Source organism: Streptomyces sp. NPDC001393 (genome assembly GCF_053597455.1).
Window position 1 is genome coordinate 190,785 of sequence record NZ_JBSFIH010000001.1, and the last position, 21,453, is coordinate 212,237.

Here is a 21,453-nt window from a genome sequence, read left to right on the forward strand (position 1 = left end):
AACACAAGGGGGTGCGCATGACCGAACGTCCGGGAAGAGTCGGAAGGGCCGGCGGTCCGGCCGCTGCCGGAGAGCTCCTCGAACTGGTCCGCAGCGGACGGGCGGTGACGCGTGGTGCGCTGCAGCAGGCGACCGGACTGTCCCGGGCGACCGTCGGCCAGCGCCTGGACCGCCTCTTCCGGGCCGGCTGGCTGCGCGAGGGAGCCGGCGGCCCGGTCGGCTCGCCGCTCGGCGGCCGCCCCTCCATCACCCTGGAGTTCGACGACTCCCACGCCGTCGTCCTCGCCGCCGACCTGGACACCCGGCACGCCCGCGCGGCCGTCCTGACGCTGACCGGCGAGATCCTCGCAGAGCACTCGGGGACGCTGGTGATCGGGGACGGCCCGGAGGCCGTACTGTCCGAACTGGGCCGCTGGTTCGGCGAGTTGCTGGTGAAGGCCGGGCGTCCGGCGGCGGAGGTCTGCGGCATCGGGCTCGCCGTGCCCGGCCCGGTGGACACCGCCACCGGCCGGGTGGTGCAGCCGCCGATGATGCCGGGCTGGGACGGCTACGACATAACGGGCCGCCTCTCCCGCGCCTTCGCCGAGCACACGGGCGCCCCGGGCGTCCCCGTCCTGGTCGACAACGACGCGAACCTGATGGCGTACGGCGAACAGCGCGCCGGACACCCCGACTGCGCGGCCTTCGTCCTGGTCAAGGTGTCCACGGGCATCGGCGCCGGGGTGGTCGTGGACGGCTCGATCTACCGGGGCGTCGACGGTGGCGCCGGCGACATCGGGCACATCCGGGTCGGCGCGGACGCGCTGTGCCGCTGCGGTTCCCACGGCTGTCTCGCCGCCGTCGCGAGCGGGGGCGCCGTGGCCCGGCGGCTGGCGGAGAGCGGGGTGCCGGCCGCCTCCGGCGCGGACGTACGGGATCTGCTGGCCGCCGGGCATCCGCAGGCGGCGGCGCTGGCCCGGGAGGCCGGTCGGCGGGTCGGTGACGTGCTGGCGACGGTGGTGACCCTGTTGAACCCCGGGGTGCTGATGATCGCGGGCGATCTGGCCGGAACCCCCTTCCTCACCGGCGTCCGGGAACTCCTCTACCAGCGGGCGCTGCCGCGTTCCACGGCCCACCTCGATGTGGTGACCTCCCGGCTGGGGGAGCGGGCCGCGCTCATAGGAGCGGGGGCCCTGGTCGTCGAACACCTCTACGCGCCGGAGCGCGCCGAGGAGCGGCTGCGGGCGCTCGGCGTCTGACCCGGCCGGTGACAGGGGTCCGACGTGGCCGTTCCGGGCGTGTGACGTGGGTGTTTCCGGGTACCGGGAAGCGGTCCGCATGGTGAAATCCGGCGGGCTGTGGCAGCGTGATTCTCGCCACCCTTGATAAGGCTTGCGCTCAGATGAGCGGATCATGGGCGACTGCACTTCTCCAAGGGGTGGCACTGGGTGCCACCCCTTGATCGTTCATCGATCGAAATCAGACGTGCGGGATAGCCGCTCATCTGAGCAGAATGCTCGGGGTTTGGAGGTTCTTGCATTCAAGAAGTGAACACATCTGATGGTGCTGGCTTGCCAAGCCTTGACTTTCGATCCGCTGGCGGACGACTGGTTACGGGCTCATGACGCACAAGTGGACGTACCCATGCGCCTTCGATCTGGGTATGTTCCTCGCCGTCAGGGCAGCCACCGTGGCCTCAAGGAGTCGAGACCCGTGTCGGAAAACAAAGAACCCCACGTAGTGAAGTTCGTTTACGACTTCACCGAGGGCAACAAGGACCTCAAGGACCTCCTCGGCGGCAAGGGCGCCAACCTCGCCGAGATGACCAACCTCGGTCTCCCGGTCCCTCCCGGCTTCACCATCACCACCGAGGCCTGCAAGGTCTACCTGGAGAGCGGCGAGGAGCCGGCGGCACTGCGTGACGAGGTGAGTGCGCACCTCGACGCCCTCGAGTCCCGCATGGGCAAGAAGCTCGGCCAGCCCGACAACCCGCTGCTGGTCTCCGTCCGTTCCGGCGCGAAGTTCTCCATGCCCGGCATGATGGACACGGTCCTGAACATCGGCCTCTCCGACAAGTCGGTGCAGGGCCTGGCCAAGCAGGCAGGCGACGACCGGTTCGCCTGGGACTCCTACCGCCGCCTGATCCAGATGTTCGGCAAGACCGTCCTCGGCGTCGACGGCGACCTCTTCGAGGAGGCCCTCGAGGCGGCCAAGGAGGCCAAGAAGGTCACGGTCGACACCGACCTGGAGGCCGCCGACCTGAAGAAGCTGGTCACCACCTTCAAGAAGATCGTCAAGAAGGAGGCCGGCCGGGACTTCCCGCAGGACCCGCGCGAGCAGATGGACCTCGCCATCAAGGCGGTCTTCGACTCGTGGAACGGCGACCGGGCCAAGCTCTACCGCCGCCAGGAGCGCATCCCGCACGACCTCGGTACGGCCGTCAACGTCTGCTCGATGGTCTTCGGCAACCTCGGCCCCGACTCCGGCACGGGCGTCGCCTTCACCCGTGACCCCGCCTCCGGCCACCAGGGCGTCTACGGCGACTACCTGCAGAACGCCCAGGGCGAGGACGTGGTGGCGGGCATCCGCAACACCGTCCCGCTGGCGGAGCTGGAGTCGATCGACAAGAAGTCGTACGACCAGCTCATGCAGATCATGGAGACGCTGGAGAACCACTACAAGGACCTGTGCGACATCGAGTTCACGATCGAGCGCGGTCAGCTGTGGATGCTCCAGACCCGGGTGGGCAAGCGCACCGCGGGCGCCGCCTTCCGCATCGCGACCCAGCTGGTCGACCAGGGCCTGATCGACGAGACGGAGGCGCTCCAGCGCGTCACCGGCGCCCAGCTGGCCCAGCTGATGTTCCCGCGCTTCGACGAGGACGCGAAGGTCGAGAAGGTCGCGCGCGGCATCGCCGCATCCCCGGGCGCCGCGGTGGGCCGGGCGGTCTTCGACTCCTACACGGCCGTGAAGTGGTCCCGCTCGGGCGAGAAGGTCATCCTGGTCCGCCGTGAGACGAACCCCGACGACCTGGACGGCATGATCGCGGCCGAGGGCATCCTGACCTCGCGCGGCGGCAAGACGTCCCACGCGGCCGTGGTCGCCCGTGGCATGGGCAAGACCTGTGTCTGCGGCGCGGAGGAGCTGGAGGTCGACACCAAGCGCCGCCGCATGACGGTCCCCGGCGGCCACGTCGTCGAGGAAGGCGACGTGATCTCCATCGACGGCTCGAGCGGCAAGGTCTACCTGGGCGAAGTCCCCGTGGTCCCCTCCCCGGTGGTGGAGTACTTCGAGGGCCGCATGCACCCCGGCGCCGACGACGCGGACGAGCTGGTCGAGGCGGTCCACCGCATGATGGCCTTCGCCGACCGCAAGCGCCGGCTGCGGGTGCGCGCCAACGCCGACAACGCCGAGGACGCGCTGCGCGCCCGCCGCTTCGGCGCCCAGGGCATCGGCCTGTGCCGCACGGAGCACATGTTCCTCGGCGAGCGCCGCGAGATGGTCGAGAAGCTGATCCTGGCGGACACGGAGGAGGAGCGCGAGGCGGCCCTGTCGGACCTGCTCCCCCTGCAGAAGAAGGACTTCGTAGAGCTCTTCGAGGCGATGGACGGCCTCCCGGTGACGATCCGTCTCCTGGACCCCCCGCTGCACGAGTTCCTCCCCGACATCACGGAACTGTCGGTCCGCGTGGCCCTGGCCGAGTCCCGTCAGGAGCCGCACGAGAACGAGCTCCGCCTGCTCCAGGCGGTGCACCGCCTGCACGAGCAGAACCCGATGCTGGGCCTGCGCGGCGTGCGTCTGGGCCTGGTCATCCCCGGCCTCTTCACGATGCAGGTCCGCGCGATCGCCGAGGCGGCGGCGGAGCGCAGGTCCGCCAAGGGCGACCCGCGCGCGGAGATCATGATCCCGCTCGTCGGCACGGTCCAGGAGCTGGAGATCGTCCGCGAGGAGGCCGACAAGGTCATCGCGGAGGTCGAGGCCGCGACCGGTACGGCGCTCAAGCTGGCGATCGGCACGATGATCGAACTCCCGCGGGCGGCGTTGACGGCAGGCCAGATCGCCGAGGCGGCCGAGTTCTTCTCCTTCGGCACGAACGACCTGACGCAGACGGTGTGGGGCTTCAGCCGCGACGACGTCGAGGCGAGCTTCTTCACCGCATACCTGGAAAAGGGCATCTTCGGCGTCAGCCCCTTCGAGACGATCGACAAGGACGGCGTCGGCTCCCTGGTGAAGTCGGCGGCGGAGGCGGGCCGGCGTACCCGCCCCGACCTCAAGCTCGGCGTCTGCGGCGAGCACGGCGGTGACCCCGAGTCCGTCCACTTCTTCCACGAGGTCGGCCTGGACTACGTCTCCTGCTCCCCCTTCCGCATCCCGGTGGCCCGCCTGGAGGCAGGCCGCGCGGCGACGCAGTCGGCGGGCAGCGACCACCGCTAGGCCCGTCCGGGCCGGTTGAACCCCGGAGCCGCCGCTGGTCCCCGACCCTCACCGATCGGCGACGGCTCCGGCGCACGAAGAGGAGAGGCGGCACCCTGTGCGGGGGTGCCGCCTCTCCGGCGTTTCTGGTACGAGGAGCGGCGGCTTTCGGCCGCTGTCTGGTTGTCGATCACCTGATGTGGTGGTGATGGGGAGGGTAGATCGTTTCTTTGCGTTTTCATAGCGTTACAGTCCGTGATCGCGCGGTGGCTGTCGGAGCCACCGGCGATGACGGAGGTACCAAGATGAAGAAGGCGTTGACGGGCTTGGCGGCGGCCGGTCTGATCCTTACGGCTGGGGGGACGGCGGCTGCGGCGTGGTCCGCGGCGATTCCTGTGCTCAGGTCGGGAGGCGTCGAATTCGCGGAGGGCCAGTACAAGTTCAATCCCGCGGGAGTGAACCATGGCGCCTTCGAGTGGTCCGGCAAGCTCCGCGACGCGAATGGCGATGACGGCCACAACGTCTACATGCAGGTCCGCGTCGAGGGCCACGACTGGGTCCGGTACGACGGCAAGCAGAAGCGGTCGGTGTGGATGCATCACTCCAATTGGGACGGTGCTCAGCAATACACCAAGAACGCCTACCTGCGTGCCTGCCGCGACCGGGGAAGCCTCCGTCCGGACAACTGCTCTCCCGGGCAGCACTTCGTCAACCACCAGGACTAGTCCGAGCATCCAGAGCCCGGATCCCCGCATCCGGGCTCGCACCCTCCCTAGGGGAACGCCATCAATACGTCAGAAGTCCTGTCCGCGGCGGACGTCGACCTCTTCTACGGTGACACCCCCGCGGTCCGGAACGCGAAGATCTCCCTTCGTCGCGGCGAGGTCGCGGCGATCACCGGGCAGAGCGGCTCGGGCAAGTCGTCGTTGCTGTACTGCCTGGCCGGAGTGCTGCCCGTCGCCCGCGGTGAGGTCCGATTCGAGGGGCGCGTCCTCACTGAGCTGCCCGACGAGGAACTCAGCACCCTCCGCCGCGAGCGCTTCGGGTTCGTCTTCCAGTACGGCGAACTGCTCCCGGAGCTGACCATCGAGGAGAACACAGCCCTACCTCTTCGCCTGGCCGGACAACGCAAGGCCCCCGCCCTCGCCGCCGCGGGCGAGGTGCTCGGTCGGCTCGGCCTCGCGGATCTGCGGCGCCGTCGGCCCTCGCAGGTGTCCGGAGGGCAGAACCAGCGCGTCGCCGTCGCCCGGGCGCTGGTCCACCAGCCGGCCGTTGTGTTCGCCGACGAGCCCACTGGTTCCCTCGACAGTGCCAACGCCGCGGCCGTACTGGAGGAGTTCCTCGCGCTCGCGCGATCCCAGGGGACGGCCGTCGTACTCGTCACGCACGACCAGCAGGTGGCAGCTCGAGCAGATACTCGCTACACGATGTGCGACGGCGCTCTCGCCTCCCAAGGCCGGGAGACGACGTGAGAGAACTGATTCTCGGGCTGCGCCTGCTCCTGGGCAGTGGCCGAGGGAACCGGGTGAGGTTCCTCCTCATGGCCTTGGGCAGCGCAATCGGCGTGAGCTGCCTCGCCGTAGTCCTGACCATTCCGGGGATCCTGGCAGCCCAGGACGCTCGCATGGCCGCACGCCAGCCGACCTGCGCCAGGGACTCACAGGCACACTGCATCGGTTGGCAGGGGGCCCCACGGGAACTGACCAGGACGGACCCGCTCGGCTCCCGGCCCATGACCCGCGTCTTCATCGCGTCCGGTACCAAACACATCGAGCCGCCACCGGGGTTGGTGGCACTTCCGCGTCCGGGTGAGATCGTCCTGTCTCCGCGGTTGCACGAGGTGCTTCATGGGGATCCAGGGCTCGCCCAACTCCTCCCAGGGCGGGAACGCGGGCTTATCGGTGCCCAAGGCCTCGCACATCCCGATGAGTTGTACGCGTACATCGGCGTCTCCCCGCACAAGCTGAGGGTTGCCGACGTCGTGACGCTCTTCGGCGAGCCCGATCCGCCGAGCCCCACGGTGGAGAAGTCGACCCTCGGCATCGTGCGGTTCACGCTGGCCGGTGTCGTACTGCTGCCACTGGCGGTCTTCCTCTCGGTGTGCGCCAGGCTCTCCGCAGCCGTTCGAGCACGGCGGTTGGCCGCACTGCGCCTTCTCGGCTTGAGCGCGAAGGCTGTTCAGCGGGTCAATGCGGCCGAGACGGTGGCTGCCGTACTGCTCGGTGCCGTGGTCGGCCTCGGAATCTACGAGTTGACCAACCAAATGATCAGCCGTGCGGGCCTCCCTGGCTTCAAGTGGTATCCGAGTGATGGTGCCCTCAGTCTCTCGACCATCCTCGTCTGTCTGCTCGGCTGTCCTGCCCTCGCATGGTTCGTGGGGCGGGCGAGTGCCCGGAAGGCGGCGGCGAACCCGCTGGCCGTGCGACGCAGTGCCGTGCAGAAACCGCTCACCAAGTGGGGCTTGCTCCCACTCGTTCCTGGGCTGGGTGTCGTCGTCGGGTACTGCGTGGCGGGTGCGACGGGCCACGCGCCGCGGGACACCTCAGTGTCCGCCGTCCTCATGCCATCAGCCGTCGTACTGGTTGGTGCCGGTCTCGTACTGACGCTTCCGTTTCTCTCACAGGTCCTTGCCCGTAGGGTGGCCCACTCGAGCGGCTCGCTGTCCCTGGGCCTCGCCATGCGCCGCAACGAGGCGGAACCCGGTGGTGCCCTCCGCGTGGCGACCGGGCTGATCCTCTTGGTGTACGCGGCCTCGCTCGTCCAGGGCGTCCTCATCGAACTCGACCAGGTTTCCAGGCACAACTCGCCCGCGCAGATCTACAGCATCGAACTCGACGGTGTGACGGCCGAGCAGCAGCACGCTTTGGAAAGCATCAGGGGCGTTCGGGGGCATGCCATCCGATTGAGCTCATGGACGGAGCCCCGCGTCGACTCGTACCAACCCGTTCTCGACGCGGTGATCGCCACATGCAGCCAGTTGCGAGAGTCGGTGTCGAAGGTCGACGGCTGCGTCGATGGCCGTCCCGTCCGGCTGTTGGACGTGGCCAACGGATCTCCTCATGACGACGTCAAACCGGGAGAGACCTTCCGCTTCCACTTCTGGAAGGACGGACACCGCCGCCTCCAGCCACTGAAAGTCCCGCAGGACGTCCTCCGGTACCGCGACTGGGACGACATCCAGGCGATGGACGCGGACCTCCTCCTGCCGCCGTCCTTCGTCCCCGCCGGTTATCGTCCTGACGGCGCGACCCTGGTCCTGGTCAGTGACTCGGACCCCGCAACCGTCCGAAACGTACTGGACGGAATCGGCGGCGTCGATCCCACGATCGCCGTGGACCCCTACGGTATCAACGTCACCGCCCTCCAGCAGATCGCCGTCGTCAAAACCCTGCTGGCCATCGGCATGGTGCTCGGCCTGATCATCGGTGTGGCCGCCTACCTGGTCGCGGCCACGGACCGCGCCATGGAGCGGAAGCCGCAGGTCACGGCTTTGGCCTTGCTCGGTGCGCGGCCCCGCACCCTGCGGGCCGCGCAGGTTGCGCAGGTCGTGGTGCCGTTGGCCGTAGGGCTCGTATTGGCCGTCGTCACCGGCAAGGCCGCCGAGTCGAGCTACCTCGTCACTGGTGGCGGTGCGATCTTCTGGGACGGGAAGGGCGTGCCGTTGCTGCTCGCCTGTGCGGTCGGGGCGGTAGCCGTAGCCGCCCTCGGCTCGCTGCCGCTCGTCGGGCGGCGGATCGATCCGGAGTTGATTCGGCGGGACTGAGGGGACAGCGGAGTTGGGGCAGTACTGGTGTGGTGCCGCCCCTCTCCGTCCTCGTCGACCGACATGGCAAGGCCCGCCCATCCGCCACGAGGGAAGCAGACGAGCGGGGCCGGTTGGCGGGGGCGGGGTCAGGTGGTGTACTCCAACTCCTTCACAGCTGCCTGTCGCAGGGACGGGGCAAGGCCGCCGAGGTCGAGGCCTTCGAGATAACTCACCAGTTCCTGGCGGGCTTCCTGCACCCGTTCGGTGAGCGTCGGCCCGTGGATGTCACCGGGAAGGATGATCCGGCGGAAGCGCGGGTCGGCGATGATGCCCTCGACGAGCTTCTCGGCGAGCCACACAGGGGTGCGCTCGCGGATGGCGAACGTCAGGTGGACGCTGTGTTCGGCGGCCCCGGCCGCGTGCGGGTTGTGGACCCAGCCCCGGGGCAGGAGAAGCGATTGCCCGGCATGCAGGTCAACCTCCAGGTCCGGGCCGGCGGCTTCCCAGTCGGGGATGTAGTTGTCCCGCCAGACCCGCCAGGACTCGTTGTAGTCGCGCATGGGGGCCCCGACCGCGGGCCGCCACAGTTGCCAGCGCTTGATGCCCGCCGTCTGCACGATGACGGCCATCTGCTGGTCCCAATGGTGCCGCAGCCCCTGGTTGCCGGGAGGGGTCAGGAAAGCGTGGATGTAGTTGCTGTAGCCGGTCTCCCGCTGGATGTTCCGTGAGACGCGCGCCATGAACGGGATGACCCGCTGGAGGTTGCCCAGGCGGAGCGTGAACCCCTTCTCATACAGCTTGCGGAGCTTCGCCGGATCCGTGCGGCCGCCTGCCATGTAGGCGTTCTGGTTCAGGGATGGTCCGGGCGCCTTGACGACGGCGATCTCGCTCACCGGCACACAGCCTGTGTCGACGTAGTCGTGGAGGTAGGCGGCGGTGACCGTCTCGTCGAGGGCCGTCCTGCCGCGCTCGAAGACACGCGGCTCATCGGGCCACTCGGTCAGCAGTTCCGTCACGCCGTTCTCGGGCAGTAAGAGGCTCAGCGACATGGCTTGTCCTTCGGTTCAGGAGGGCGGCAGCGGGCACGCCAACTCGGGGTGATGGCGGTTCGGGCAGCACACGACACTGGTCGAGACGATGTTCCCGGAGCGGTTGTAGTAGGCCCACGTCACATCGACGCCGACTGGCAGGACATCGGTGGCGTAATCGCGCTTCGTGCCCAGGCCGGCGTACGCCTGCCTCCCGTCCTCGCGCTCGAACGGAGGGTTGGCGAGGTAGTGCTTCGTCATCCACTCCAGCGCCACCGCCGGGTCGGTCCATGTGCGGTCGACGGAAGCCTGGTTGCGCTTCAGGAGCCAGTGCCCCGTCATCATGGGCGGCAGGTTCGACGTCGGGAACTCGGCGGCGACCTCTCGGTACCGGGCGAGCGCTCGCTCGGCCAACTTGTCGTCAGTCGCCAGCGGGGCGGGAGGGTCAGGATGCGGTGGGCGCCGGTTGCCTTCCTTGTGGTAGCTCTCCGGTGTCCCGATCCAGGGACCGTACCCGTGATAGTGCCCTGACCAGCTCATTTGTGCCCTTCTAGGGAGTGCGGGCCGCCCCGCGTGCGGAGCGGCCCGCGTGTGGGTGCTGTGGAAGGGGGGCCAGATTAGAGCTTCAGACCCCGCTGGGCGGCGTAGCCGACGACGAACGTGTCGAGCTCGCCCTGAGTGAACCGCAGCTCCTTCCCCGCGCCCTCCGGCTTGCTGTCACGCAGGACGTACGCCTCGGTGGTGCCGGGGATCTGACCGACCTCGACGCAGGACTCGTGCTCGCCCTGGAGGTTGCCGCCGCAGAACTTCTGGAAGCTCGCTGCCTCGATCGGGAGGCCGTAGATGCCGCTCATGGAACACTCCTTCTGGTGCATCCGTGCGCGCGGAGACCGTTTCTCCGCGCTCTGGCGGTGTTGCTGGCCCGCCCCAGGCTCGACCTGTCCAGGGTTGGGGGCCTGGGGCGGTGTCTTGCAGACCCGCCCCGTCGGCGTCTTGCGGGACACCGACGGGACGGGCGTCATGGGGTGCGGCCCTGACCCGGAGCGGCCGCCATGGGGGTGGCGTCAGCGCGGCTTCCTCGCGAGCACCAGGGCGAGGACCGGGGCGGACACTGCCGCCACGTACACGAGCAGCCCGGTGATCGTCTTCACGGCTGCTCGCCCGTCGGAGCCTGGCAGTCCAGCAGCTCGTAGTGACGGCACAGAGCGTTGAGGGAGCGGGCGAGCTTGCGCGCCACGGCCACGCGGACGGCCGGCGTGCATCCGTCGCCGACCCGCAGCTTCCTGTTCGCCTCGTCAACGCAGGCAACCGCGCAGTACCGGCGGACGCTGTTCTTGGGCAGCCGCCTGGCCTTCGCTTCGACCTCGGGGATGAGTTGCGCCAGGTGGCCGCGCAGCATCGTGGTGAGGGTGTCCAGCTCAGTGGGGACGGGCGGGAGTGTGTCGGGTCCGTCGTCCGGCCCGAGCAGTAGGGCCGCGGTCTCGCGCATCGTCGCGATGTCGACCATGCCCATGTCGTTGTCCTGCTTCACAGCGGTGCTCACCGGCTCACCGCCTGCCCAGCCTGGCAGCGCGGGCACTCGCACGGCGGGAACGCGGTGTCCATGCCCACGGGCAGCGGCTCGTTGCCGAACGCCACGGTGACCGTTCCGCGGTCCCGGGTGATCGTGCCGTAGCGGTCCACGGTGTAGACCCGCATCGTCATGCCACCCTTGGGGGAGGTGTCGGGTGAGGCTGTACCGTTCATCATGTTGACGCTCCACGCAGCGTTGGCCATGCCCCGGGACCGTTCGCGCGGTCGCCGGGGTCCGTGCATCGAGCGTCCTCCCCAGCGTTAAGTCACGGGATGACCGGCAGGGGTTACCGAGGCGGTAATACACTCGTTGCTGATTCGGTACGGCGCGACGATGCGCATACGATCACTCCGGAAGTTGGCCCCATGGACGCCGCCACCCCCGGCCCGCTCGCACCCGAAGTCCTCGACAGAGACGACCTGAAGCGAGCCCTGGCAGAGCACGACTTCGCCGCAGCCTTCACCCTCATCAAGAAGTGGGGCGGCCTGTCGCAGAACCGCATCGCGTCCGCCTGCCAACTCACCCCCGGCAAGGTCTCGACGATCATCAGCGGTCAGCAGCAGGTCACCAGCTTCGAAGTGATCTGCCGCATCGCCGACGGGCTGCGAATCCCGGGCCGGATGGTGGGACTTGCCGAACGCCCCTGGGAGAGACAACCCGAGGCTGCAGACTCGCGGCCTCAACAGCCTCCAGCCGCACGGTTATCAGATGACGCGCCCTGGCGCTCCACTGCGACCGTGCACCTGGCCGCAGACCTGACCAGGAGCGATCTCGTGATGGACCGCCGCGCAGTCACCCGCGCCCTCGCCGGCGCCGCCCTGTCCGGCGCCGCCCTCCTCGACTCCCTCGAGGGCTGGCTCCAGCCTGCACCGGCATTCGAGAACGGCCACCGCAGGGGCCGCATCGGCATGCGGGAAGTACAGGAGCTGGAAGCGACGGCGCGCGCCTTCCGAGCCTGGGACCACCGGTTCGGCGGAGGCCTGCGCCGCAAGGCCGTCGTCGGCCAGTTGAACGAGGTCGCGAGCCACCTCGAAGAGCACCAGGCGCCGGACGTCGAACGAGGCCTGTTCCGGGTGATGGCTTACCTCGGAGGCACGGCCGCGACGATCGCGTGGGACTCGGGCCTCCAGCGGCAGGCCCAGTCCTACTACCTGCTCGCGCTGCGTGCGGCCCACGCCGGCGGCGACGCCGTCTTCGGTGCCAACGTGCTCGCGGGCATGGCCCGGCAGATGTTGTACCGGGACCGGCCGCATGACGCCCTGGAACTCATGCACCTGGCGCAGAAGGGTGCGGGCAGGCAGGCCGGTGCGCGTCTGCGCGCGATGCTGCACACGCGGGAGGCTTGGGCGTACGCCGCGATGGGACGCCCGTCTGCCTTCAGGCGCGCCACCGACGAAGCAGCCGAGGCTCTCGCCGACGCCGGAACCGAAGAAGAGCCGTATTGGATCGCCTACTTCGACGAAGCCGAGCTGGCGGGCGTCACCGGCGGCCGACTTCTCGACATGGCCCGGCAGCACCCCCAGGAGCACGCCGAGCCAGCCGCAGACTCCATCCGTCAGGCTGTGAATCAGCGCGGCCCCGAAGCAGGCCGCAGTCACGCCCTTGACACGATCGGCCTGGCAGAGTGCCACTTCCTCATGGGCGACGTGGCTGGAGCCGTCGACCACACGCGGCGCGCCGTTGAAGCCGCCGCTCGCACCCAGTCCGCCCGCGTCCGCACCCAGCTCGGCCAGCTGTACCCGTACACCGTCGGCCGGGCGGCTTCGCAGCGCGTCACGGAAGCCCGCACAATGATCCGCGACCTGCTGTCAAACTGAGGGAGAACCGTGACCAGGATCGCCGTCACCGGGCACATGGACCTGACCGACTCCAGCGTGCCTCTCGTACGTGACGCCCTTGTGGAGACGCTCAAGCCGTATGCTGCGGGCGGAGACCTGACCGGCGTGTCGTGCATCGCCAAGGGCTCGGACTCGCTGTTCGCCGAGGCGGTGCTCGAACTCGGCGGCCGCCTGGTCGTGGTCATCCCCTCGAAGGACTACCGGCAGGCGAAGGTCAGGCCTGACCACGCGGAGACGTTCGACCGGCTCATGGCGGCCGCCGCCGAGGTCCTGGTCCTGGACCACGAGACCGCGAACCGCTCCGCATACGAGGATGCCAACCGCACGGTCCTCCGCCGTGCGGACCGGCTCGTCGCCGTCTGGAACGGCGAGCCGCCATCCCCCCAGGGCGGCGGCACGGCCGACACCGTCATCGAGGCCCGCGAAGCCGGTCTCCCGGTGGACGTCGTGTGGCCAGAGGGTGCGGCACGGCAGCGCTGAAACGCGTCACCGCGTGAGACGGATGCTGCGCGGCTGCCACCGTTCGCGGACGATGACGCCCTCCTTCTCCAGCTGCGTCAGGTGGTGCACCGAGCCGATGCTGCTGAGCCCCACCTGCTCGCCGGCTGCCGTGGCCGTAGCCGCCCTCGGCTCGCTCCCCCTGGTCGGTCGCCGTATCGACGCGGTGCTGATCCGGCGGGACTGAGAGGCGTGGGAGTCGCTCGGGGCGGTACCCGGTGGTGGGTGCCGCCCCTTCGGCTCTTCTGTCCCCCGCTCAGAAAGCGCCCTGCACGTTCACCGGGCCGACCTGGAAGATGCCGGAGCAGATCGTCCACGGCGCCGGGACCAGGGTCGCGGTGCGGGAGGCCGGGGGGTAAATCCGCAGGTAGGTGCCGGTACGGAGGCAGGGGCCGCCGACCGGGCCGTTGGTGGTGCGGACGACCGCCGACGCCGTATGGGCGGGGGCGAGGGTGACCGTGTCGTAGGACCGGCCGCTGCGGGTGGCGGCCGGGCCTGTCTGGTGGTGCGCGGTGTCCAGGACGCTGACGCCCGGGTAGCCGCGCAGGGCACAGCTGGTCGTGCTCGTGTTGGTGAACCGGATCGACCAGTACAGCGACCCCGCCGCGCCTTCCTTGCGGCCCATCGAGAGGTACAGGTCGCCCACGCCGCAGGTCCGGGCGGCGGTCGAGGTCCGTTCTGCCGCCGGGGTCGCGCTCCACGCGGCTCCCGCGGCCGTGAGGCGCAGGAGAGCGGCTGTCAGTACGGCCGCCGGGCCGCGCCTGGGGAGTGTCCGGAGGAATCTCAGAGGATTCGGATACTGAAACATGACACATCCGCCTCCATCGGGCGAAAGGGTGGATGAAGGTCACTGTGTTGGATGCACCCCGGGCCGGAAAAGTTGTGCCCGTCCCTTGTACCCATGCCTCCGGGGCACCTGACACACGGCCGCAACGCCCCTTTCGTAATCATCGCGCATGGTTGATCGTTGGGCCGTGCATCGATGACGAGGACGACGACCGACGTCAGGGGGCGCCGACGATGACGATGAGCCGTAGGGCACTGCTGGTCGCGGGAGCCGGGGTGGCGGCGGCAGGGGCCGGATCAGTCGCCGGCTGCGGGTCCAACACCGGGCGCGGGGGCGGGGACGGCAAGGGGACGGAGCTGTCGCAGTGGTACCACCAGTACGGTGAGGCCGGTACCGAGCAGGCCGTCGAGCGCTATGCGGGCGCCTACCGCAAGGCGCGCGTCAGGGTGCAGTGGCGGCCGGGGAACTACGACCAGCAGACCGCCGCCGCCCTGCTCACCGACTCCGGGCCGGACGTCTTCGAGGTCAACGGGCCGACGCTGGACCAGATCCAGGGCGGGCAGGTCGTCGATCTCACCGATGTGCTCCAGGGCGTCCGGGGCGACTTCAACCCGGCCGTGCTCGCGCCCAAGACGTACGACGGCCGGGTCTGGGGCATCCCGCAGGTCATCGACATGCAGATGCTCTACTACCGCAAGAGCCTGCTGCGGGACGCCGGGGTCCAGCCGCCGGACACACTGGACGCCCTCGTGGACGCGGCGAAGAAGCTCACCAGCAGCAAGGTCAAGGGCCTGTTCCTGGGGAACGACGGGGGAGCCGGTGTGCTCGGCGGCACGCCCCTGTACGCCGCCGGGCTGCAGCTCGTCACCGCGGACGGCAAGGTCGGCTTCGACGATCCCGCCGCCGCCCGCACCCTCGGCAAGCTGCACCGGCTCTACGCCGACAAGTCCCTCCTCCTCGGCGCGCCCGCCGACTGGTCCGACCCGTCCGCCTTCATCCAGGGGCTGACCGCGATGCAGTGGTCCGGGCTCTGGGCGCTGCCGCAGATCAAGAAGGAGCTGGGGGACGACTTCGGTGTCCTGCCGTTCCCGAAGGACGGCGGTCAGGGGAAGCCCTCCGTGCCCGTCGGGGCGTACGGCGCCGCCGTGAGCGCGCGCAGCAGGCACAAGGAGGCGGCGAAGGAGTTCGTGCGCTGGCTGTGGGTCCAACGCACCGACTACCAGGAGGACTTCGCGCTGTCGTACGGGTTTCACATCCCGGCCCGGATCTCCCTCGCCAGGAAGGCCACCGCGCTGCGGTCCGGCGCCGCCGCCGACGCCGTGCGCTTCACCACCGACCACGGCTACGCCCAGCCCCTGCTGTGGACGCCGGCCGCCCAGACCGCCTACCAGGACGCGCTCAGCCGGATCATCACGAGCGGGGCGAGTCCGGAGGGCGAACTGCGGGCCGTCGTACGGAAGGTGAGTGCGGAACTCGCCCGGGTGAAGAAGGTCTCGTGAGGCGCCGCAGGACCCTCTGGTTCTGGGTGTTCGTGGGGCCGTTCGCGTTCGGGCTCGCACTGTTCACCTATGTTCCGCTGCTGTGGAGCGTGGGCCTGAGCTTCTTCGACGCGCACAACACCGTCACGCCCACGCACTTCGTCGGGCTGGACAACTACACGGCGATGCTGGGGGACGACGCGTTCGTCGGCAGCCTGCGGACCTTTCTCCTCTTCACCGCCTTCATCGTGCCGGTCACCTATGTCCTCTCCCTTTCGCTCGCGCTGATGGTGAACCGCCTCGAACGCGCCCGGGCCTTCTTCCGGTCGGTCTTCTTCCTTCCGGCCGCGTGCAGTTACGTCGTCGCCGCGCTGGTGTGGAAGATGTCGATCTTCAACGGGGTGCGGTTCGGGCTCGCCAACACCGTCCTCGGATGGCTCGGCCAGGATCCCGTCGCCTGGCTGGCCGGCACTGATCCGCCCTGGTACTGGCTGGTCATCGTGACCGTACGGCTGTGGCTGCAGGCCGGTTTCTACATGATCCTGTTCCTGGCCGGGCTGCAGCGGATCGACCCGGTGCTGTACGAGGCGGCCGCCGTGGACGGGGCCCGGCCGGGCTGGACGGTGCTGCGGCACATCACCCTGCCCCAGCTGCGGGCCACCTCGGTCGCGGTGGTGCTGCTGCTCGTCATCAACGCCTTCCAGGCCTTCGACGAGTTCTACAACCTGCTCTCGGACGCCCGGGGTTATCCCCCGTACGCCCGGCCGCCGCTGGTCTACCTCTACTACACCGCTCTCGGTCAGGGGCAGAACCTCGGGCTCGGCAGTGCGGGCGCGGTGATCCTCGCGCTGATCATCGCGGTCGTCACGGTGGGGCAGGCACGGTGGCTGCGGCTGGGAAGGACGGACGCCGATGGATGACGCCCTGGTACGGGCCGGGCGGGCGCTCCGGCTGGTGCTGCTGATCGCGCTCGCGCTGGTCTTTCTGATCCCCTTCTATCTGCTGGTGCGCAACGGGCTGTCGAGCGAGCAGGACATCACCTCGCCCGGATGGACGTTCTTTCCGGGCGAGGTGAGGTGGGGAAACGTCCGGGAACTGTTCGACGATCCCTCCGTCCCGTTCGCCCGCTCGCTGCTGAACTCCGCGCTGATCGCCGTCGCGACCACGCTGGGCACCCTGCTCCTGGCGTCCCTCGCGGGCTACGGCCTCGCCCGCATCCCCTACCGGCACGCGAACAAGGTCTTCTACGGCATCCTCGGCACGCTCATGGTCCCGGCCGCCGTCACCTTCGTGCCCAGCTTCGTGCTGGTGTCGTCGCTGGGCTGGATCTCCACCTACCGGGGGCTGATCGTCCCGACGCTGTTCTCCGCCTTCGCCTGTTTCGTGTTCCGGCAGTACTTCCTCGGTTTCCCGCGGGAGTTGGAGGATGCTGCACAGGTCGACGGGCTCGGCTACTGGCGGACGTACTGGCTGGTGGTGGTGCCGAACGCGCGGCCGGTGTTCGCGGCGGTCGGGACGATCGTGTTCCTCGGCGCGTGGAACTCCTTCCTGTGGCCGCTGGTGATCGGACAGGACCAGAACGCCTGGACGGTGCAGGTGGCCCTGTCGTCGTTCACCACGTCCCAGGTCGTGCGGCTGCACGAGCTGTTCGTCGCCGCCGCCGTGTCGATCCTGCCGCTGCTCGTCGTGTTCCTGTTCTTCCAGCGGTGGATCGTGGCGGGGGTGGAGCGGTCGGGGATCGACTGACCTCCCTTCGGCCACGGCGGGCTTGGTCGCGCTCCAGCGCCCTCAGACACAGTCGGAACTACGCCGCGCGCACCTCGTACGCGGCCACCCGCACCTCCTCGTCGTCCAGGCACTGGCCGCTGACCAGGTCGAAGCGCTGCTTCAGCAGGGGCGAGGCGACGAACGGGCGGCCGGCGTGGGTGCCGGTCAGGCCGCGGGAGAGGACGGCCGCGCCGGTGAAGGGGTCCCGGTTGTCGACGGCGTACAGGCGGTCGGCGCGGTCCCGGAACAGGGCCACCTGGCGGCCGTCCGGCAGCAGGGCGGCCACCCCGCGGCCCGGGGTGAGCGCGCTCAGGTCGCAGGCCGTGAACCAGTCGTCGTCGGCGAGCCGGAGCTGGACCTTCAGGTCGGTGGTCTCGACAGCCAGGGTCATCGGGCGCTTCCTTCCAGGACGTCGTCGGCGGGCCGCAGGCCGATGGACAGCAGCGGCAGGTCGGGCTTGATCTGGTCGCGCTCGGGGACGAACGCGACGACCGGGTCCGGGGTGTCCGGGGCGTTCACGAAGGACACGAACCGGGCGAGCTTCTCGGGGTCGTTGATGGTCTCCGCCCACTCGTCGCGGTAATGCGCGATGTGGGCCCGCATGAGCTGCTCCAGCTCGTCGCAGATGCCGAGCGAGTCGTGCACCACCACGTCCCGTACGTGGTCCAGGCCGCCCGGGATCCGCTCCAGCCACACGCTCGTGCGCTCCAGGCGGTCGGCGGTGCGGATGTAGAACATCAGGAACCGGTCGATGAGGCGGACCAGTTCGGCGTCGGACAGGTCCTGGGCCAGCAGGTCCGCGTGGCGCGGGGTGGCGCCGCCGTTGCCGCCGACGTACAGGTTCCAGCCGTTGGCGGTGGCGATCACCCCGAAGTCCTTCGACTGGGCCTCGGCGCACTCGCGCTGGCAGCCGGAGACCGCCGACTTCAGCTTGTGCGGGGAGCGCAGTCCGCGGTAGCGCAGCTCCAGGTCGATCGCCATCCTGACCGAGTCCTGGACGCCGTAGCGGCACCAGGTGGAGCCCACGCAGGACTTCACCGTGCGCAGCGACTTGCCGTAGGCGTGCCCGGACTCGAAGCCCGCGTCCACCAACCGGGCCCAGATCAGCGGGAGTTGCTCCACGCGCGCGCCGAACATGTCGATCCGCTGGCCGCCGGTGATCTTCGTGTAGAGGCCGAAGTCGCGGGCGATCTCACCGATCGTGATGAGACCCTCGGGGGTGATCTCGCCGCCGGGGATGCGCGGCACGACCGAGTACGAGCCGTTCTTCTGCAGGTTGGCCAGGAAGTGGTCGTTGGTGTCCTGCAGGGCCGCCTGCTCGCCGTCCAGGACATAGCCGCTCGCGCCGATCGCCGGGGCGAGCGAGGCGATGATCGAGCCGACGGCCGGCTTGCACACCTCGCAGCCGTCGCCGCCCTGGGCGCCCTCGCGGCCGTACCGGTCCAGCAGGTCCTGGTACGACGTGATGCGCAGGGCGAGGACGATCTCGTACAGCTCCTCGCGGGTCTGGGAGAAGCAGCCGCACAGGCCCTTGTCGACCTCGACGCCGGACGCCTCCAGCTCGGCGTTGACGAGCTGGCCGAGCACCTTGACGCAGGAGCCGCAGCCGGTGCCGGCCTTGGTGCACTTCTTCACCTCGGGCACGGTGGTGCACGTGTGCTCCGTCACCGCGCCGCGGATCGTGCCCTTGCTGACGTTGTGGCAGGAGCAGATGATCGCCTCGTCCGGCAGGGCGGACGGACCGAGCTGGGCCCCCGAGTCGGCTCCGGCGGGCAGGACGAGCGACTCGGGGGAGATGGGCGGCACCGAACCGGTCAGGGCGCGCAGGGTGCCGTACGCCTCCGCGTCGCCGACCAGGATGCCGCCGAGCAGCGTGCCGTCCGGGCCGATGACGAGCTTCTTGTACAGGCCGGTGCGGGAGTCGGAGTAGACGACGTCCAGGCAGTCCTCGGTGGTGCCGTGCGCGTCACCGAAGGACGCCACGTCGACGCCGAGCAGCTTCAGCTTGGTGGACAGGTCGGCGCCGGTGAAGGACGCCTCGTCGGAGGCGATGGTGGCGGCGGCCGTCTCCGCCTGCTCGTAGCCGGGCGCGACCAGGCCGTACACCCGGCCGTCCGCCGCCAGCGCGCACTCGCCGATCGCGAACACATGCGGGTCGGTGACCGTACGGCACTGCTCGTCCACGGTGATGCCGCCGCGCTCGCCGACCGCGAGGCCGCAGTCCCGGGCCAGCTGGTCGCGGGGGCGGACGCCGGCGCTGAACACCACCATGTCGGTGGCCAGTTCGGAGCCGTCGGACAGCTTCATGCCGGTGACCGCGCCGGAGGCGTCCGTGACGATCTCCTGCGTGCCCACGCCCGTGTGCACGCTCAGGCCCATGCCCTCGATGGTCCGCAGCAGCGCCGCGCCACCGCCCTCGTCCACCTGCACCGGCATCAGGCGCGGCGCGAACTCCACGATGTGCGCGGTCAGTCCGAGCCCCTTCAGCGCACCGGCCGCCTCCAGGCCGAGCAGACCGCCGCCGACCACGGCGCCGGTCGTCGCCCTGGTCTTGGCGTACTCCTCGATGGCGAGGAGGTCCTCGATGGTCCGGTAGACGAAGCAGCCCTCGGCGTCCTTGTTCGGGACCGGCGGCACGAAGGGGTAGGAGCCGGTGGCGAGGACGAGGGTGTCGTACGCGAAGACCCGGCCGGACCTGGCGGTGACCTTCCTCGCCTCGCGGTCGATCGTCTCCGCCGGGTCGCCGACGTACAGCTCGATGCCGTGCGTGTCGATGAACTCCATGTCCGTCATGGAGAGGTCCTCGGGGGTCCTGCCCGAGAAGTACGAGGTGAGGGCGACGCGGTCGTAGGCGGGACGCGGCTCCTCGCACAGCACGACCACGCGGTGCGTGGCGGTCAGGCCGCGCTCGGCGAGCGCTTCGAGGAAGCGCTGGCCGACCATGCCGTGGCCGACGAGCACGATCGTGGGGGTGGCCCCCAGGGCGGTGGTCATCAGGAGCCTCCATCATTGGTGAGCAGGTGGAGCAGGGGCCCGCCGTCGGAGGGCAGCGGCTCTGCTCCCTCCCAGGCGCGGGCGAGCGCGCCGACGGTGCCGAGTTCGCCGACGAGGACCCCGCCGACCAGGCGGTCGTCACGGACGACGACCTTGCGGTAGGTGCCGCGGGTGGCGTCGGCGAGCCGTACCACGTCGTCGCCGGGGCGCGCCTCGGTCTCGCCGAACGCGGCCAGGTCGAAGGGGGAACCCGGGCCGTTGAGGGTCAGCCGGGTCAGGGAGCGGGTGCCGGTGTACCGGGCCGCGGGGTCGCCCGCGAGCAGTTCGGCGAGCGCGTCGGCCTGTTCGAGCGCGGGGGAGGCCAGGCCGTAGACCCTGCCGTCGTGCTGGACGCAGTCGCCGACGGCGTGGATGTGCGGGTCGGAGGTGCGCAGTTCGTCGTCGACGAGGATGCCCTTGTGCACGGCGAGACCGGCCTGTTCGGCGAGTCCGGTGCGTGGCCGTACCCCGCAGGCGAGGACGACGAGATCGGCGTCGAGGGCGTAGCCGTCGGCCATCTCCACCGAGCGGACCGCGCCCGCGACCGAGCGCACGTCCCGCACCCGGCACTCGGTGTGCACCTCGACGCCCAGGCCGGTGAGGTGCCGCAGCACCAGCCGGGAGGCGTCCGGGTCGAGCTGGCGTTCCATGAGCCGCTCGGACTGCTGGGCGAGGACCACCTGGGCGCCGCGCACGGCGAGCGCGCGGGCGGCGGAGACGCCGAGCAGGCCTCCGCCGACGACGACCGCGCGCACCCCCGGCCGGACCGCCTTGGCCAGCCCCAGGCAGTCGTCCATCGTGCGGAACGCGTGGACGCCCTCCGGGAGTTGGTGGTCCGGGGTGAACAGACCGCGCAGCGGCGGCAGCACCGGGTTCGACCCGGTGGCGAGCACCAGCGTGTCGTATGCGATCGAGGAGCCGTCGGCGCAACTGACGGTCCGGGCGCCCCGGTCGATGCCGGTGACCTGGGCGCGCAGCAGGCCCTCGGGCGCCGGCAGGCCGATCACCTCGGGGGCGTACCGCCCGGCCAGCACCTCGGCGAGGAGTACCCGGTTGTACGGCGGGTGCTCCTCCTCGCCGACGAGCAGCGCGGGCGTGCCCAGCTCGCCGAGCCGCTGGGCGAGCCGTACGCCCGCGAGGCCGGCGCCGATCACCACCACACGCGTATTCGAGGTCATGCCGTTGAGCGTGCGGCGTGGACGTTACCCGGCCGCATCACGTCTGTTTCCCGTGAGGAACGCTGCGCTCAGCGACACCGTGCAGGGCGTGTGAGGGGTCCGTGCGGGGGCGGAGGCGGGCTGTGAGGCCGGGGTG

20 protein-coding genes are annotated in these 21,453 nt (G+C 69.9%); 11 read left to right on the forward strand and 9 right to left on the reverse strand.

The window, feature by feature from the left end; genetic code table 11:
- The first annotated feature begins 17 nt into the window (after positions 1-17).
- The 5 genes from ACWC2T_RS00835 (at position 18) to ACWC2T_RS00855 (ending at position 8,155) form a co-directional block, all read left to right on the forward strand.
- Positions 18-1,238: an ROK family protein gene (locus ACWC2T_RS00835; protein ID WP_450668310.1), complete on the forward strand. Its 1,221-nt coding sequence runs from the start codon at positions 18-20 to the stop codon at positions 1,236-1,238.
- Between the two features lie 454 nt (positions 1,239-1,692).
- Positions 1,693-4,413, forward strand: coding sequence for a pyruvate, phosphate dikinase (ppdK, locus tag ACWC2T_RS00840; protein WP_450668311.1), 2,721 nt, complete (start codon positions 1,693-1,695; stop codon positions 4,411-4,413).
- Between the two features lie 284 nt (positions 4,414-4,697).
- Positions 4,698-5,117 carry a hypothetical protein gene (locus ACWC2T_RS00845; RefSeq protein ID WP_450668312.1) on the forward strand — a complete coding sequence of 140 codons (420 nt, stop codon included), beginning with the start codon at positions 4,698-4,700 and terminating at the stop codon, positions 5,115-5,117.
- A gap of 60 nt (positions 5,118-5,177) precedes the next feature.
- On the forward strand, positions 5,178-5,864 hold the full coding sequence (locus ACWC2T_RS00850) for an ABC transporter ATP-binding protein (RefSeq protein ID WP_450668700.1): 687 nt from the start codon (positions 5,178-5,180) through the stop codon (positions 5,862-5,864).
- A complete protein-coding gene (locus tag ACWC2T_RS00855) occupies positions 5,861-8,155 on the forward strand; it encodes an FtsX-like permease family protein (RefSeq protein ID WP_450668313.1) in 2,295 nt (764 codons plus the stop codon). Before ACWC2T_RS00850 ends, ACWC2T_RS00855 begins: the two co-directional genes overlap by 4 nt.
- A 128-nt stretch (positions 8,156-8,283) precedes the next feature.
- Here the strand turns inward: ACWC2T_RS00855 and ACWC2T_RS00860 are convergent, their stop codons facing one another.
- The 5 genes from ACWC2T_RS00860 to ACWC2T_RS00880 form a co-directional block, all read right to left on the reverse strand.
- Positions 8,284-9,186: a JmjC domain-containing protein gene (locus ACWC2T_RS00860; RefSeq protein ID WP_450668314.1), complete on the reverse strand. Its 903-nt coding sequence runs from the start codon at positions 9,184-9,186 to the stop codon at positions 8,284-8,286.
- Between the two features lie 15 nt (positions 9,187-9,201).
- Positions 9,202-9,579 carry a hypothetical protein gene (locus ACWC2T_RS00865; RefSeq protein ID WP_450668315.1) on the reverse strand — a complete coding sequence of 126 codons (378 nt, stop codon included), beginning with the start codon at positions 9,577-9,579 and terminating at the stop codon, positions 9,202-9,204.
- Positions 9,580-9,782: 203 nt separating this feature from the next.
- A complete protein-coding gene (locus ACWC2T_RS00870; protein WP_450668316.1) occupies positions 9,783-10,019 on the reverse strand; it encodes a DUF397 domain-containing protein in 237 nt (78 codons plus the stop codon).
- A 293-nt stretch (positions 10,020-10,312) separates the two neighbouring features.
- The gene (locus ACWC2T_RS00875) at positions 10,313-10,708 is read right to left on the reverse strand and encodes a DUF6415 family natural product biosynthesis protein (RefSeq protein ID WP_450668317.1); all 396 of its coding nucleotides are present in this window, start codon (positions 10,706-10,708) and stop codon (positions 10,313-10,315) included.
- The gene (locus tag ACWC2T_RS00880; protein ID WP_450668318.1) at positions 10,705-10,941 is read right to left on the reverse strand and encodes a hypothetical protein; all 237 of its coding nucleotides are present in this window, start codon (positions 10,939-10,941) and stop codon (positions 10,705-10,707) included. The genes ACWC2T_RS00875 and ACWC2T_RS00880 overlap by 4 nt, the downstream gene beginning before the upstream one ends.
- A 162-nt stretch (positions 10,942-11,103) precedes the next feature.
- Here ACWC2T_RS00880 and ACWC2T_RS00885 point away from each other — a divergent pair, with 162 nt between their 5' ends.
- From ACWC2T_RS00885 to ACWC2T_RS00895, 3 genes are read left to right on the forward strand one after another with little or no spacing between them, the layout of a single operon-like run.
- On the forward strand, positions 11,104-12,555 hold the full coding sequence (locus ACWC2T_RS00885; protein WP_450668319.1) for a helix-turn-helix domain-containing protein: 1,452 nt from the start codon (positions 11,104-11,106) through the stop codon (positions 12,553-12,555).
- A 9-nt stretch (positions 12,556-12,564) separates the two neighbouring features.
- Complete coding sequence (locus tag ACWC2T_RS00890; RefSeq protein ID WP_450668320.1) at positions 12,565-13,056, forward strand: hypothetical protein; 492 nt, start codon at positions 12,565-12,567, stop codon at positions 13,054-13,056.
- Positions 13,057-13,108: 52 nt separating this feature from the next.
- Positions 13,109-13,261 (forward strand): hypothetical protein, encoded by a 153-nt coding sequence (locus tag ACWC2T_RS00895; protein ID WP_450668321.1) that lies wholly within the window; start codon positions 13,109-13,111, stop codon positions 13,259-13,261.
- Positions 13,262-13,330: 69 nt separating this feature from the next.
- Here ACWC2T_RS00895 and ACWC2T_RS00900 read toward each other — a convergent pair whose 3' ends face one another.
- Positions 13,331-13,720, reverse strand: coding sequence for a DUF4232 domain-containing protein (locus ACWC2T_RS00900; protein ID WP_450668322.1), 390 nt, complete (start codon positions 13,718-13,720; stop codon positions 13,331-13,333).
- A gap of 374 nt (positions 13,721-14,094) precedes the next feature.
- On the opposite strand from ACWC2T_RS00900, the gene ACWC2T_RS00905 reads away from it, so the two are divergent.
- From ACWC2T_RS00905 to ACWC2T_RS00915, 3 genes are read left to right on the forward strand one after another with little or no spacing between them, the layout of a single operon-like run.
- Positions 14,095-15,360 (forward strand): ABC transporter substrate-binding protein, encoded by a 1,266-nt coding sequence (locus tag ACWC2T_RS00905; protein ID WP_450668323.1) that lies wholly within the window; start codon positions 14,095-14,097, stop codon positions 15,358-15,360.
- Positions 15,357-16,259 (forward strand): carbohydrate ABC transporter permease, encoded by a 903-nt coding sequence (locus ACWC2T_RS00910; RefSeq protein WP_450668324.1) that lies wholly within the window; start codon positions 15,357-15,359, stop codon positions 16,257-16,259. Before ACWC2T_RS00905 ends, ACWC2T_RS00910 begins: the two co-directional genes overlap by 4 nt.
- Positions 16,252-17,085, forward strand: a complete 834-nt coding sequence (locus ACWC2T_RS00915; protein WP_351203181.1) for a carbohydrate ABC transporter permease — start codon at positions 16,252-16,254, stop codon at positions 17,083-17,085. Before ACWC2T_RS00910 ends, ACWC2T_RS00915 begins: the two co-directional genes overlap by 8 nt.
- Before the next feature lie 58 nt (positions 17,086-17,143).
- Here the strand turns inward: ACWC2T_RS00915 and nirD are convergent, their stop codons facing one another.
- The 3 genes from nirD to ACWC2T_RS00930 are packed head-to-tail and all read right to left on the reverse strand — an operon-like array spanning position 17,144 to position 21,317.
- Entirely contained in the window at positions 17,144-17,497 is a 354-nt protein-coding gene (gene nirD / locus ACWC2T_RS00920; protein WP_450668325.1) for a nitrite reductase small subunit NirD, read from the reverse strand.
- Positions 17,494-20,100, reverse strand: coding sequence for a nitrite reductase large subunit NirB (gene nirB / locus ACWC2T_RS00925; RefSeq protein WP_450668326.1), 2,607 nt, complete (start codon positions 20,098-20,100; stop codon positions 17,494-17,496). The genes nirD and nirB overlap by 4 nt, the downstream gene beginning before the upstream one ends.
- Positions 20,100-21,317, reverse strand: a complete 1,218-nt coding sequence (locus ACWC2T_RS00930) for an NAD(P)/FAD-dependent oxidoreductase (protein ID WP_450668327.1) — start codon at positions 21,315-21,317, stop codon at positions 20,100-20,102. Before ACWC2T_RS00930 ends, nirB begins: the two co-directional genes overlap by 1 nt.
- Positions 21,318-21,453 lie beyond the last annotated feature (136 nt).

Bases quoted from the DNA above. Each gene is read 5' to 3' on its own strand.
- ACWC2T_RS00860 (WP_450668314.1), bottom strand. From the start codon at position 9,186: ATGTCGCTGAGCCTCTTACTGCCCGAGAACGGCGTGACGGAACTGCTG.
- ACWC2T_RS00870 (WP_450668316.1), bottom strand. From the start codon at position 10,019: ATGAGCGGCATCTACGGCCTCCCGATCGAGGCAGCGAGCTTCCAGAAG.
- ACWC2T_RS00905 (WP_450668323.1), top strand. From the start codon at position 14,095: ATGACGATGAGCCGTAGGGCACTGCTGGTCGCGGGAGCCGGGGTGGCG.
- ACWC2T_RS00880 (WP_450668318.1), bottom strand. From the start codon at position 10,941: ATGGCCAACGCTGCGTGGAGCGTCAACATGATGAACGGTACAGCCTCA.
- nirB (WP_450668326.1), bottom strand. From the start codon at position 20,100: ATGACCACCGCCCTGGGGGCCACCCCCACGATCGTGCTCGTCGGCCAC.
- ACWC2T_RS00835 (WP_450668310.1), top strand. From the start codon at position 18: ATGACCGAACGTCCGGGAAGAGTCGGAAGGGCCGGCGGTCCGGCCGCT.
- nirD (WP_450668325.1), bottom strand. From the start codon at position 17,497: ATGACCCTGGCTGTCGAGACCACCGACCTGAAGGTCCAGCTCCGGCTC.
- ACWC2T_RS00915 (WP_351203181.1), top strand. From the start codon at position 16,252: ATGGATGACGCCCTGGTACGGGCCGGGCGGGCGCTCCGGCTGGTGCTG.
- ACWC2T_RS00845 (WP_450668312.1), top strand. From the start codon at position 4,698: ATGAAGAAGGCGTTGACGGGCTTGGCGGCGGCCGGTCTGATCCTTACG.
- ACWC2T_RS00895 (WP_450668321.1), top strand. From the start codon at position 13,109: ATGACGCCCTCCTTCTCCAGCTGCGTCAGGTGGTGCACCGAGCCGATG.
- ACWC2T_RS00930 (WP_450668327.1), bottom strand. From the start codon at position 21,317: ATGACCTCGAATACGCGTGTGGTGGTGATCGGCGCCGGCCTCGCGGGC.
- ACWC2T_RS00885 (WP_450668319.1), top strand. From the start codon at position 11,104: ATGGACGCCGCCACCCCCGGCCCGCTCGCACCCGAAGTCCTCGACAGA.